Origin of the sequence: uncultured Formosa sp. (assembly GCF_947500765.1) — a bacterium.
Taxonomy (GTDB): Bacteria; Bacteroidota; Bacteroidia; order Flavobacteriales; family Flavobacteriaceae; genus Formosa.
On sequence record NZ_CANMTH010000006.1, the window covers coordinates 103,751 to 117,478 of the forward strand.

The following is a 13,728-nucleotide window of genomic DNA, read 5'->3' on the forward strand; positions in this document are numbered from 1 at the left end:
ATGTGTTTATTTGGGTATAAAGATATAAAAAGCCTCAGTAAACTGAGGCTTAAATGTGTTAAAACAACATGCTATTATTCTTCTAAAACATAGATTTTTGAAATTATCTCGTTCGTTTTTTTATCAAATTTTTGTACTACAAAATTTCCTTTTTCATCAAAAAAACCAATTTCTGTTCGTCCATTATCAGTCATCACAAATTGTGAATTATCGGCATCAGATTGTTTAACTATCATCGTTTTAGAATCCATCGGATCGGAAATTAAAAACCCTTCATCACTCATTTTAAATTGTTTAGATTCACCATCCAATTTATAAGTCATAGTGGTCTTATCTGAAGTAAATGGACTATTATTAGTAATTTTCACCTTTTCTGTAACCTTTGCGTCCGTAGTTAATCGACTCTGATTTAATTTATCTTTATCTGCTTCTACTAATTTAACGTCTTGTTCTACTCGCCTATTAATTTCGACTTTGCTTTCTTTAATTTCTTTCCCATTATTAATTTGGGTCGTTACTGTTTTAGTTTCATCTAGGACTTCCTTTGGTACAGTTTGAGCCTGTACCGAAGTAAATCCTAAAAGAAAAACTAATCCAAAATATATAAGTTTCATATTTTTTAATTTTTAATTATATTTTTAATATAAAGTCTGTAATTAACGTTTTAGATTATTCAATAATTGCACTATTTAAGTGTTCAGATGCTTTTTTAGACCAAGAGTCTAACATCCAACTCGCTTTTTCTAATTCTCGAATATAAGCACCTATTAAATCTATGGTACCTTCATCTGTTGCATTTTCTGCTTTATTAATTACAATCTTCATTTGATTTAAAAGCAATTTATGATCATTTAAAATCTCAGACACCATTTCTCTATCAGACAATAACGGAGATACTTCTTTTAATGCAGAAATATCTAAATAATCTGAAAATTTACTCATAGGGTGATAACGAAGGGTTAAAACTCGTTCTGCAATTTCATCAATCTTAGTTCTGGCATCTGTATATAACTCTTCAAATTTATTGTGTAAATCGAAAAAGTTTTCTCCTAGAATATTCCAGTGAAAATTTCTAAGTTTTTGATAATATATATGGTAATCTGCTAAAAGTGTATTTAATTCCACAACTACAGGAAGTAGTTTTTCGTCTTGTATATTTAAGTAATTCATAATTTTCGGTTTGTGGTTAAACATGGTATCTAAAGTACAAAAGACAACCTACACCTACTTATTTATTAACTGACTTTAACCCTATTAGCTCTATGTTAACTTAAATTATGTTAAGAATAAACTACAAATCTTAAAGAAATTAACAGTAAAATTAAATATGAAATTTCAGCTTTAAATATGTAGAGAAATTAAAAAATTATGAAGTTTTTTATGAGGTCGTATCAAACTCGACGGCGTTTAAAACTAAACCTGAAGCTGGGGCAATATAATCCATAACTTCTGTACTTTCTGGCTTTAAACTGTCTTGAATATACTCTAATGTGATTTCATGTTTGCCTAATTTAATTAGAGCCCCCATCATTAAACGGATCTGGTTTCGCATAAAACCTTTACCTTTTACACGTAGCATATAAGATTGATCTGGAAAGAAATTTGCAGTAAACAACGTATTATCTACAAGCTCGCAAGTATCTATAATACGATTAAAAATACCCGTTTCTGAAGGTTTATAGCAATAGGTTTTAAAATTATGAGCTCCTTCAAATAATTTTGCTCCTAACTTCATTTTTTCAATATCTAAGGGATCTAAAATAGTAGTCATAAATGGAGCACAAAATGGATGATATTTTTCGCCATAAGCAAAGACATACATATATTCCTTCATTTTAGATGCATTTATAACATTAAAATTTTTATCGACTTCTGTGATCGATAAGGCTCTTAAATCTTGAGGTAAATTGTAATTAAACAATTCTAAAAATGCTACTTCATCTTCGATTTTATCTTCTAAAAACAATTCAAAAGCACCTTTTTGGGCAGAAACCATGGCATCTGTTCTTCCAGACCCCAAGGTTTTAAACGGTTTACCATCCATGATATAGCGCATGGTTTTATCAATCATAAGATGTACCGTTTTTAACTTTGGTTGTTTTTGCCAACCGTGAAAACGATAACCTAAATACTGAATTTCGATAAGATAAAAATAACGTTTATTCAACTGAAAATGTTTTTATATAAAGGGACGCAAGTAACCGATTTTAATAGACTTCTCAAAAAAATCACTACTTTTAACCTAATTAAATTTACAAATTATATTGATTTATGAGTGATACAACTAAACTCCCTATTTGGTATTGGATTGTAACCGGGTTTTATTTACTCTGGAATGCTTTGGGAGTGCAACAGTATTTTATACAGGCTAATAACACAGAAGCTTTTAAATCGCAATACACCGAAGCCCAGTTACAAGAAATTGCACAAATGCCAACTTGGGTTATGCGTGCATATGCAGTGGCGGTAATATGTGGTTTTCTTGCCAGTATTTTATTAATGGTTCGTAAACGCTTTGCATACCCTATGGCACTTACTTCTTTAATTGCAGTAATTGCACAGATGAGCTACCTCTTTTATGTGGTAAAGCCCCCTAGTTTAATTATGCCAATTTTAGTCTTAGTCTTTGCCGTAGGATTATTGTTCTTTTCTAAGTATTCTAAAACGAAAAATTGGTTAATTTAAACCTAAACAAACTATAATTAAAAAGGAGAATTTAGTACGTTATATTCTCCTTTTTAATGTATGATTCCTATTTTTCTCTTCCTTTTAAAATTTCTACCACATCTTTAATTTCGAAACCTTTGGCTTCTAATAAAATTAGATAATGAAATAATAAATCGGCACTTTCATTTAAAAACAAATTATCGTCGTTATCTTTCGCTTCAATAACAACTTCTACAGCTTCCTCTCCAACTTTTTGTGCAATTTTATTGATTCCTTTAGCAAACAATGAAGAGACATAAGATTCTGTTGGAGCAAAATTTAAGCGTCTATCTTTAATTACATCTTGTAAATGGGAAATAAACCCATAAGATTCATCATTAGTTTCTCCCCAACAGGTATCTGTACCTTTATGGCATGTTGGTCCTTTTGGAAGCACAGAGACTAACAAGGTATCGTTATCACAATCCAATTTTATATCAACTAAATTTAAAACATTTCCGCTTTCTTCTCCTTTAGTCCATAAACGTTTTTTAGTTCTGCTATAAAAAGTAACTAACTTTGTTTCTTTCGTTTTTTCTAAAGCCTCAGCGTTCATATACCCTAGCATTAACACTTTTTTTGTTGAAGCGTCTTGAATAATTGCTGGAACTAATCCGTCGTTATTTTTATTGAAATCTATATTCATTACTATTATTTTGAAACGTAAAACTTTACAATCTTACGGCTATATTATTATTATTTAATTCTCCTTTTAATTCTGAAATTGGTATTTCTCCAAAATGAAAAACACTTGCTGCTAATGCCGCATCTGCTTTTCCTTCTTTAAAGGTGTCTACAAAATGTTGAATTGTTCCTGCTCCTCCTGAAGCTATTATTGGAATATTCAACATCTCTGACAATTTCGCTAATGCTTCATTTGCAAAACCATTTTTGGTTCCGTCGTGATTCATAGAGGTGAACAAAATTTCACCAGCTCCTAAATCTTCAACATGCTTTGCCCACTCAAATAAGTCTATTTCGGTTGGAATACTTCCTCCTGCCAAATGTACTTTCCATTGCCCATCTACTTCTTTAGCATCAATTGCTACTACAACACACTGGCTTCCGAATTTTTCTGATAATTCCTTAACCAATTCTGGACGTTTAACAGCTGAAGAGTTAATTGAAATTTTATCTGCCCCACATTGTAATAAAGCATCTACATGTTCTATTGAAGAAATTCCGCCACCCACAGTAAATGGTATATTAACTTGTTCTGCAACATGTAATACCATGTCTAGCGTTGTTCCTCTGCCTTCTAAAGTTGCAGAGATATCTAAAAACACTAACTCGTCTGCACCTTCTATAGCGTATTGTTTTGCTAATTCCACAGGATCTCCAGCGTCAATAAGGTCGACAAAATTGACACCTTTTACAGTTCTTCCGTTTTTAATATCCAAACAAGGGATAATTCGTTTTGTAAGCATATTAATTTATTGTGAGTTTACGACTAGTTTTTCTAAATCCTTTAAACTAATCTTGTTTTCGTAAATAGCTTTACCTATAATTACACCTTCGCAACCTAATTCCATTAATTTTGGTAACTCTTCTTTACAAGAAATCCCACCAGAAGCTATCAATTTTATATTTGGATTTTCAGAAATTATCTTTTTATATAAATCGAAAGAAGGACCTTCAAGCATACCATCTTTAGATATATCTGTACAAATAACGTACTGAATACCTTTACTCATGTAGCCTTTTATAAATGGAGTAACCTCTAAACTACTTTCTTCTAACCAACCGCTAATGGCAACTTTTTCGTTTTTAGCATCGGCACCCAAAATAATTTTCTGACTCCCGTATTTTTGAATCCAGCTCTCGAACATTGCACTATTTTTAACTGCAATACTTCCACCTGTAACTTGTTTGGCTCCAGAACTAAACGCGATATATAAATCTTCATTTGTCTTTAAACCACCTCCAAAATCAATCTTTAGATTAGTTTTAGATGTAATCTGTTCTAAGACTTTATAATTAACAATCTTACTTGCTTTAGCACCATCTAAATCTACAAGATGTAAATACTCTACACCTACATCTTCAAAACTCTTAGCAACCTCTAACGGATTCTCGTTATAAATTTTCTTGGTATCATAATCACCTTTAGTTAAACGTACACATTTTCCGTCTATAATATCTATGGCTGGTATAATTCTCATAATATATATTGATCAATTTATGATTCTAGATTTAAAAAATTTTCAAGTAATTTGGCACCTGCAATACTACTTTTTTCTGGGTGAAATTGTACACCGTAAAAGTTTTTATGTTGTAAAGCCGAAGCATATTTTCCATTATAATCGGTTTGCGCAATAGCTTCATTACAATTCTCTGCATAATAACTGTGCACTAAATACATGTATGAGTTCTCTGGAATATTTTTAAATAAATCTGACTTTAAATCTGTAATTGTATTCCATCCCATTTGTGGTACTTTTACCGTATTAGGAAAACGTTTCACATGGACTTGAAAAATGCCTAATCCTTCTGTATCTCCTTCTTCAGTAGTTTTACACAACAATTGCATGCCCAAACAAATCCCTAAAACAGGTTGAGTTAAGGTAGGAATTAATTTATCTAATTTACTATTTTTTAGCATTTTTAAAGCAGAACTTGCCTCTCCAACACCTGGAAAAATAATACGATCTGCTTTTTTAATTTCATCTGGATTATTAGACAAAATAGCATCGACTCCTAAACGTTTAAAAGCAAATTGAATACTCTTTATATTTCCTGCTCCGTAATCTATTATAACTACTCTCAATGGTTTTGTTTTTCTTAATTAATAGCTTACAACATGCCTTTCGTTGATGGCAAAATCATTTTTTCTACATCGCGTTTTACAGCCATTTTAATAGCCTTTGCAAATGCTTTAAATATCGCTTCTATTTTATGATGCTCATTAACGCCTTCTGCCTTAATGTTTAAATTACATTTTGCACCATCTGTAAACGATTTAAAAAAGTGATAAAACATTTCTGTTGGCATTTTACCTACCATTTCACGTTTAAAATCGGCTTTCCAGACTAACCAGTTTCTTCCTCCAAAATCGATTCCAGCCGACGCTAAACAATCGTCCATTGGTAAATAAAAACCGTAACGTTCTATTCCTAATTTATTTCCTAAAACAGTATTGAATAATTCACCTAAAGCAATCGCGGTATCTTCAATAGTGTGGTGTTCGTCTACTTCTAAATCGCCTGTTACTTTTAAGTTTAAATCTAACTGTCCGTGACGCGCAATTTGATCTAACATATGGTCGAAAAAAGCAATCCCAGTATCAATGTTACTTTTACCTGTACCGTCTAAATTTAGATTAATCTTAATTTTAGTTTCATTGGTATTACGCTCAATACTTCCTGTACGATCTTCTACTTTTAGATGTTTATAAATGGCTTCCCAATCATTCGTTTCTAAAGTAATAAAATCGTTCAGGGCTTCACGTTTTACCGTAATTTCATCAGTACCAAGATTTGTATTATCATTTATAAAAATACCTTTAGATCCTAAATTTTTAGCTAATTCAATATCTGTTAAACGGTCTCCTATCACATAAGAATTTTCTAAATCGTAAGCTTCAGAAAAATATTGAGTTAATAAACCTGTATTGGGTTTACGTGTTGGTGCATTGTCTTTTGCAAAGGTTCTATCAATAAATTGTTCCTTAAATTCTACACCTTCATTTTTAAAGGCTTCAAGAATAAAATTATGAACTGGCCAAAACGAATCTTCTGGATAAATAGCTGTTCCTAAACCATCTTGATTTGTAATCATAACGATTTCAAAATCTAATTCTTTGGCAATTTTACTTAAATATTGAAAGACTTTAGGATAAAATTCTAACTTCTCAAAGCTATCAATTTGTTCGTCGGCAGGTTCTCTAATTATCGTTCCATCACGATCTATAAATAATACTTTTTGTTTCATTGTAACTTGGTAAGTGCGGTGATTAGCGTTTTATTTTCTGAAGGAGTTCCCACGGTTAAGCGTAAACAATTTTCGCACAACGGTTGTGTTGTTCGATTACGAATTACAACACCTTCTTTAATTAATTGATTATAACGTGCTGTGGCGTCGTCTACTTTTACGAGAACGAAATTTGTATCTGACGGATAGATTTTTTTAATGTAAAGAATAGATTTCAAATCTGAAATTAATTTACTTCGTTCTATTAAAATTGAATCTATTTCGTCATTAACAATATCTGTTTGTTTTAATAATTCTACAGCTTTATTTTGTGTTAGTACATTAATGTTATATGGTGGTTTTATAGTGTTTAAAACTGAAATAATAGTTTCTGAAGCATAACAAATTCCCAATCTTAACCCTGCCATACCATAAGCTTTAGAGAGGGTTTGTGTAATAACTAAATTAGGAAATTCTTCTAAGCGTTCCAACCAACTATCTTGTTCAGAAAAATCAATATAAGCTTCATCTATAACAACAATACCTTCAAATTTCTTTAATAAGGTTTCAACTTCATGATTCTTAAAACTGTTTCCTGAAGGGTTATTTGGCGAACATAAAAACAAAATCTTACTATTAGCGTCTGCAACGTTTAAAATCTGATCGACTTCAGGCTGAAAAGACTCCGAAAGCATTACTTTTTTAATGGCTACAGCATTTAAATTCGCTAATACTTCATACATACCATATGTTGGTGGTAAGATTATAATGTTGTCTTGATTTGGTTCGCAAAAAGCACGAACTAATAAATCTAGCACTTCATCACTACCATTTCCTAATAAAATTTGAGATTTTGAAACGGCTTTAATTTCCGCCAAAATATCTTTTACAGCATTCTGATGTGGATCTGGATAACGATTTATTCCATTTTCAAAAGGATTCTCGTTAGCATCTAAAAATACCATATTACTAGTTTCTTCCTGAAATTCGTCTCGTGCAGACGAATACGCTTTTAATGCTTTTATGGAAGGTCTTAAAAGATCTTGTACCGTTGCCATTACTTTTTAGATAAGGTGTTTAAACGTAAAGTTACAGCGTTTTTGTGCGCTTGTAAACCTTCGGCTTGAGCCATTTTTTCGATCATCGGACCTAAATCTAACAAGCCTTTCTCTGATATTTTTTGAAACGTAATACTCTTTAAAAAACTATCTAAATTCACACCCGAATAGGCGCGACTAAATCCGTTTGTTGGTAAAGTATGATTGGTTCCTGAAGCATAATCTCCAGCACTTTCAGGCGTATAATTCCCTATAAACACAGAACCTGCATTTCTAATACCGTTTACATAAAGATCTTCATTTTTAGAACAGATAATAAAGTGTTCGGGAGCATATTCATTAATTAATTCTAAAGCAATTTTATCACTTTCAACATAAATTAATTTTGAATTTACAATAGCTTTTTTAGCAATATCTTGTCTTGGTAATTGCTCTATTTGAACATCGATAGCTTTTAAAACATCATTAATCATAGTTCTTGAAGTCGATACTAAAATTACCTGACTGTCTGCACCATGTTCTGCCTGACTTAATAAATCTGAAGCCACAAAAGCTGGATTTGCAGAATCGTCTGCCACCACTAGCAATTCGCTTGGACCGGCAGGCATATCTATAGCTACACCATATTTTGTAGCGAGTTGTTTGGCTACGGTTACAAACTGATTTCCTGGACCAAATATTTTATATACTTGTGGTATATTTTCTGTTCCGAAAGTCAATCCTGCAATGGCTTGAATCCCTCCTACTTTTATAATTTTTGAAACGCCACATAAATCAGCAGCGAATAAAATTTCGTTTGCTATTTTTCCGGTTTTACTTGGTGGAGTACATAACACAATTTCTTTACATCCTGCTATTTTTGCAGGAATGGCTAACATTAAAACTGTAGAAAACAAAGGTGCTGTTCCGCCAGGAATATATAATCCTATTTTTTCAATAGCACGTTTTTCTTGCCAACAGTTTACACCAGGCATGGTTTCTACTTGAACTTTATCTGTTTTTTGAGCAGCATGAAAACATTCTATATTTTTATAAGCAGCTGTAATGGCTAATTTTAAGTCGTCTGAAACTTGAGTTTTAGCACATTCAATTTCTTGAGTGCTTACTAAATTTTCGTCTAAAGTAACGCCATCAAAACGTGATGTATATTTAGATATTGCTTGATCTCCATTGGCTTTAACATCTTCAAAAATTTGAATAACTGTTTTTTCGATGTCGTTTACAGTTTGTGTAGGACGTTTTAATATCTCTGACCAATTTGATGTATTGGGATTTTCAATGATTTTCATTTTACTTTTAATTTTATTATAAAATCATATTATCGATTGGACAGACCAAAATACCTTCTGCACCATGTTCTTTAAGTTCATCTATAATTTCCCAAAATTTATTTTTATCGATAACCGTATGTACAGAGCTCCATCCTTCTTGCGCTAAAGGTAAGACTGTTGGACTTTTCATACCTGGTAAAATGGCAATAATTTCTTCTAATTTATCATTTGGCGCATTTAACAAAACATATTTAGATCGTCTTCCTTTTAATACAGAATCTATTCTAAACTTAATGGTATTTAAAATTGCCGAATTCGCTTCAGAAATTAATGGAGAGGCGGCTAAAACTGCTTCCGATTTCAATAACACTTCAACTTCTTTTAATCCGTTTTTAAATAATGTACTTCCACTAGATACAATATCTACAATGGCATCTGCAAGTCCAATATTTGGTGCAATCTCTACAGATCCATTAATAATGTGTAATTGTGCATTTACATTATTCTTGTCTAGAAACTGTTGTACTGTATTTGGGTAAGATGTTGCAATACGCTTTCCTTCCAAGTCTTGCATATTTGTATATTTAGCCGACTTAGGTACAGCTATAGACACTTTACAAGATGAAAAACCTAATTTTTGAATAGTTTGAATCTCTCCGCCTTTTTCAATTAAAACATTTTCTCCAATAATTGCAGCATCTACGACACCATCTTTTAAATATTGAGGAATATCTCCATTACGTAAATAAAATACTTCTAAAGGAAAGTTTTTAGCTGAAGCTTTTAATTGATCTCTACCATTGTCTATAGAAATCCCTATGTCTTTAAGGATTTGCATAGATTCTTCGTAAAGTCTTCCTGATTTTTGAACTGCAATTTTTAATTTACTCATTATCTTATTTAATATGGTTTGAGTATAATCTTAAGGAGAAAAATAAAAACCCCATCTGATTAACTCAAACGGGGTTTAAAAATATATTTTTTTTGAAATTATTCAATACACTTTCTGCTCGTCTAAGTACAAGTATGAAAATGATGATGATGTAATTGAATAAAATTCATGTTTATAATTTTGTTATATTACAAATATTCAGAAATTTAAAACACTTATGCAAGTTTTAAACTAAAAAATATTAATTTATTATTGATTTCCAAGTATAATAGGTAATCCGCTCTTACCTGAACCAATTACAATCACTTTTGAATTTGGAGATTCAGACAATTTAACCGTCGCTTCAATTCCTTTATCCTGTAAAATCTTTTCATTTAAAGATTCACTTAAAATTCTGTTAGCATCTGCTTTACCTTGTGCTTCAATTATTTGTTTTTGTGCTTCTTTTTGCGCTGTAACTAATCTAAATTCGTACTCTAAAGATTCTTGTTCTTGCTTTAATTTACGCTCAATAGCTGCTTTAATAGTCTCTGGCAAAGTCACATCACGTACTAAAATTTCGTTTAACTGAATGTACTGGTCATCAACTATATTTTTTGTTTCTTCAAAAATTTCATGTTGAATTGCATCACGTTTACTTGAATATAATTGTTCTGGTGTATATCTACCAACAACACTTCTAGCAGCAGAACGAATGGCTGGAAGCAAAATTCGCTCTTTATACATTTCACTTTTCTCTTGGTGTAATTTTCCTAAATTTTCGAACTGTGGCTGAAACCATGCAGAAGCTTCTAATTTAATATCTAATCCGTTAGAAGATAATACACTCATACGTTCGTAAAGTTCTTGTTGTCTTACTTCGTAAATAAATACTCTATTCCAAGGCGCAACAACATGGAAACCTTCTCCTAAAGGTGGCTCATCTGTTACAACACCATTATCAAATGTTCTATATAATACACCAGCTTCACCTGAGTTAATGGTTATAGCCGATTTTGAAATTAAAATGATTATTGCTACGATAGCAATAACAATGGGTAATGCAATTTTAGGTAATTTATCCATTATTCTTTTATTAAGTTAATCCGTTATATTTTCTTATAAACCATTCCAAAGATAGGCAGAAAACTATGATTCCTAGCACATATGTCCAGTCTATTAATCCTCGGGCTGTCTTTGAACTTTTTTGAATAGTCGTATACTTTTTATTTGAAATTAAATCTTCAAAAAGTGATTGATAATTCGCTATTAAATAAGATGTTCCTTCTGTTTTTCTCGCTAATAGATTTAACTTTGAAACATTAGCATTTAAAAACTGTTGCTCTACATTATATTCCAAAACTGTAAAACTTCCAGATTGCGATATATTTTCAGTTATTGCACTAACCGTAAACTCATATTCTGCAGCTTCTAGATGATTTAAATCAACTTGGTAATTATTGTTTTTTAACACAAAAGGCACTTCTGAAATTTTGTTGGTATTCTTATTTTTAAGCTTGATTTGAAGAGATTCCTTCCCATCAAACTCATAATTTTTATTAAAAAATTGTGCTTTAATAATCACATTATTGACGCCTTCATAAAATGATTCAAAATCGACAACCAAACGTGATTTACGCTTTGTAGATGACAAATACTGTACCAATTTGCCTATAAAATTATCGAATGTGTTAAAAGATTTTTCATTTATAAAACTTTCTGCGCGCCATTGCCAAATGTTCTCTCCTAAGAGTATAGCTTCTCTCCTACCATTACTCTCTAAAGTGGCTAAAAGAGGGGCTTTAGTAACTATATTTCCAACCTTTTTAAACAGTAAGGTTTCATATGGTGCGAAAAAAGTAAGGTCACCAAATGCAGATTGTAATGGCGGAAAGGATTCGAAATCCAAATCGTCTACAATAAAATTTGAAAAACTAGTATTGAATGCTCCTTGATACATTTCTGTTTGCGACGTAATATCGTGCTCGTAATAATTGGTCTGTTCATTTAGAAAAAACCAATCAGTTTGAGAACCAGAAATGATAAATACATTCTTGTTTTCTGCTTTAATAGCATCAAAAATAAATTTAAACTGATTATCTGGTTGGTATAGTATAACTAAATTAAAATCATTTAATTTAGATTTAATTTCGTTTGGTTTTAATATCGAAACCGAACGTTGTTCATTACTTTCAATACTCTTTTTAAGCATTCCCAAATCTGGGTGATAAAAATTTGAAACGATGGCAACATTCATCTTTTCATCAATCACTTCTATAGCAAAATTCTTGATATTATTTACCTTGTTTTTTTCAAATTTTAAAGGTTTTAATTGTGCTTTATAAGCAGACAATCCTACTTTATGCGCTGGTAACGTAAATTGTAATACTTCAGAAGTATGAGTTGCATTAAACGTTATATTTTTAGAATACACTGTTTGTTTTCCTGAAGTTACAAAAAACGTTGTGTTTACCGTTTCTTTTCCGTTATAAGCAAGAATTGTTTCAATTGGAAATTTATTTTTTAAATATGCATATTTATTCACATTAAGCTGCCTAATACTTAAATCTATATAAGTTGTTGTATCGCCTAGAATTATGGGATATACCGGTTGATTATAATTGGAAAATTCATAATAGCTACCAAAGGTTTGGTTTCCATCGGTAATTAAAATGGTTGGAGCGACTTCGTCTTGATAAATATCTTGAAGTGCATTTAATGCCGAAGAAATATCTGTTTGTTTTTCAGTAAACGTTAATGCTTGAGAAGTATTTAGTGTTTTTCCGAAGTTATAATATTCAATATTAAATTTTTTATTTAATTCTGAATTAGATCGTATGGCTTGAACGGCCTGTTTTGCTTGTTCTGTTTGTTCTAATTGAACTATTGAATTAGAGTTATCTACGGCAACTAATAATTTTGGTTTTACCGTTGTTAATTCTAATTGCTCAAACTTAGGATTTATTAAAAGTAAGAGTATAGAAAAAATAGTGATAAATCGTAAAAAAGCAAAAAGCATGTATAATTTAGACATGCTTTTTACTTTATACTTATACTGAAATAAAGCTAACAAAAGCGCTACTATTCCAGCTAGAATAATATATAATACTGTTTGTGTAGGCATAAATTATGTTAACATTCCTCCGTCTACATTTAACGTCTGTCCGGTAACATACGCACTTAAATCACTAGCTAAAAACACACATACATTAGCAACATCGTCCGGAGTTCCTCCTCTTTTTAAAGGAATACCAGCTCTCCATCCTTTAACAGTGTCTTCGTCTAACTTAGCAGTCATTTCAGTTTCTATAAAACCTGGAGCAACAACGTTACTTCTAATGTTTCTAGATCCTAGCTCTAAAGCCACAGATTTTGAAAATCCAATAATTCCAGCTTTAGACGCTGCATAATTGGTCTGCCCAGCGTTTCCTTTAAGACCGACTACAGAACTCATATTAATTATAGAGCCCTTACGTTGTTTAAGCATAGTACGTTGTACCGCTTTAGTCATGTTGAACACAGATTTTAAATTCACTTCAATAACCTGATCAAAATCTTCTTCACTAATACGCATTAACAAATTATCTTTTGTTATTCCTGCGTTATTTACTAATATATCTATGCTTCCAAACTCTTTTACTACATCTTCTGCTAAGGTTTGAGCTTCTGCAAAATTGGCAGCATTACTTTGGTAACCTTTAGCTTTTATGCCTAAGCCATTTAACTCTATTTCTAAAGCGTTAGCTGCTTCTACAGAAGAACTGTAAGTGAATGCAACGTTTGCACCATGTTGTGCAAATACTTGAGCAATTCCTTTACCTATTCCTCGGCTTGCACCTGTAATAATTGCTGTTTTTCCTTGTAATAACTTCATGTATAATTAAATAAATATTTATGAAACTCAAAGATACTA

At 31.4% G+C, this 13,728-nt stretch carries 15 protein-coding genes; 1 reads left to right on the plus strand and 14 read right to left on the minus strand.

The window, feature by feature from the left end; translation table 11 throughout:
- Positions 1–74: 74 nt before the first annotated feature.
- The 3 genes from Q1B05_RS12100 to Q1B05_RS12110 form a co-directional block, all read right to left on the minus strand.
- The gene (locus tag Q1B05_RS12100) at positions 75–614 is read right to left on the minus strand and encodes a hypothetical protein (RefSeq protein WP_299781007.1); all 540 of its coding nucleotides are present in this window, start codon (positions 612–614) and stop codon (positions 75–77) included.
- Positions 615–669: 55 nt separating this feature from the next.
- Positions 670–1,170, minus strand: a complete 501-nt coding sequence (locus Q1B05_RS12105) for a DNA starvation/stationary phase protection protein (RefSeq protein ID WP_299781009.1) — start codon at positions 1,168–1,170, stop codon at positions 670–672.
- A 208-nt stretch (positions 1,171–1,378) separates the two neighbouring features.
- Positions 1,379–2,167, minus strand: a complete 789-nt coding sequence (locus tag Q1B05_RS12110) for a tRNA pseudouridine(38-40) synthase TruA (protein ID WP_299781011.1) — start codon at positions 2,165–2,167, stop codon at positions 1,379–1,381.
- A gap of 104 nt (positions 2,168–2,271) precedes the next feature.
- Here Q1B05_RS12110 and Q1B05_RS12115 point away from each other — a divergent pair, with 104 nt between their 5' ends.
- Entirely contained in the window at positions 2,272–2,685 is a 414-nt protein-coding gene (locus tag Q1B05_RS12115) for a hypothetical protein (protein ID WP_299781013.1), read from the plus strand.
- A 67-nt stretch (positions 2,686–2,752) separates the two neighbouring features.
- Here the strand turns inward: Q1B05_RS12115 and hisIE are convergent, their stop codons facing one another.
- From hisIE to fabG, 11 genes are all read right to left on the minus strand, one after another.
- A complete protein-coding gene (gene hisIE / locus Q1B05_RS12120; RefSeq protein WP_299781015.1) occupies positions 2,753–3,352 on the minus strand; it encodes a bifunctional phosphoribosyl-AMP cyclohydrolase/phosphoribosyl-ATP diphosphatase HisIE in 600 nt (199 codons plus the stop codon).
- Positions 3,353–3,377: 25 nt separating this feature from the next.
- The gene (gene hisF, locus Q1B05_RS12125) at positions 3,378–4,133 is read right to left on the minus strand and encodes an imidazole glycerol phosphate synthase subunit HisF (RefSeq protein WP_299781017.1); all 756 of its coding nucleotides are present in this window, start codon (positions 4,131–4,133) and stop codon (positions 3,378–3,380) included.
- A 6-nt stretch (positions 4,134–4,139) separates the two neighbouring features.
- The gene (gene hisA, locus Q1B05_RS12130) at positions 4,140–4,868 is read right to left on the minus strand and encodes a 1-(5-phosphoribosyl)-5-[(5-phosphoribosylamino)methylideneamino]imidazole-4-carboxamide isomerase (protein ID WP_299781019.1); all 729 of its coding nucleotides are present in this window, start codon (positions 4,866–4,868) and stop codon (positions 4,140–4,142) included.
- 17 nt (positions 4,869–4,885) lie between these two features.
- Positions 4,886–5,473 carry an imidazole glycerol phosphate synthase subunit HisH gene (gene hisH, locus Q1B05_RS12135; RefSeq protein ID WP_299781020.1) on the minus strand — a complete coding sequence of 196 codons (588 nt, stop codon included), beginning with the start codon at positions 5,471–5,473 and terminating at the stop codon, positions 4,886–4,888.
- 26 nt (positions 5,474–5,499) lie between these two features.
- Complete coding sequence (gene hisB, locus Q1B05_RS12140) at positions 5,500–6,636, minus strand: bifunctional histidinol-phosphatase/imidazoleglycerol-phosphate dehydratase HisB (RefSeq protein WP_299781022.1); 1,137 nt, start codon at positions 6,634–6,636, stop codon at positions 5,500–5,502.
- Positions 6,633–7,673, minus strand: coding sequence for a histidinol-phosphate transaminase (gene hisC / locus Q1B05_RS12145; RefSeq protein WP_299781024.1), 1,041 nt, complete (start codon positions 7,671–7,673; stop codon positions 6,633–6,635). Before hisC ends, hisB begins: the two co-directional genes overlap by 4 nt.
- Positions 7,673–8,962, minus strand: coding sequence for a histidinol dehydrogenase (gene hisD / locus Q1B05_RS12150; RefSeq protein ID WP_299781026.1), 1,290 nt, complete (start codon positions 8,960–8,962; stop codon positions 7,673–7,675). The genes hisC and hisD overlap by 1 nt, the downstream gene beginning before the upstream one ends.
- A 16-nt stretch (positions 8,963–8,978) precedes the next feature.
- Complete coding sequence (gene hisG / locus Q1B05_RS12155) at positions 8,979–9,836, minus strand: ATP phosphoribosyltransferase (RefSeq protein ID WP_299781028.1); 858 nt, start codon at positions 9,834–9,836, stop codon at positions 8,979–8,981.
- A gap of 249 nt (positions 9,837–10,085) precedes the next feature.
- Positions 10,086–10,901, minus strand: coding sequence for a prohibitin family protein (locus Q1B05_RS12160; protein ID WP_299781030.1), 816 nt, complete (start codon positions 10,899–10,901; stop codon positions 10,086–10,088).
- 10 nt (positions 10,902–10,911) lie between these two features.
- Positions 10,912–12,939, minus strand: a complete 2,028-nt coding sequence (locus Q1B05_RS12165) for a VWA domain-containing protein (RefSeq protein WP_299781032.1) — start codon at positions 12,937–12,939, stop codon at positions 10,912–10,914.
- A gap of 3 nt (positions 12,940–12,942) precedes the next feature.
- Entirely contained in the window at positions 12,943–13,689 is a 747-nt protein-coding gene (fabG, locus tag Q1B05_RS12170) for a 3-oxoacyl-[acyl-carrier-protein] reductase (protein ID WP_299781034.1), read from the minus strand.
- Positions 13,690–13,728 lie beyond the last annotated feature (39 nt).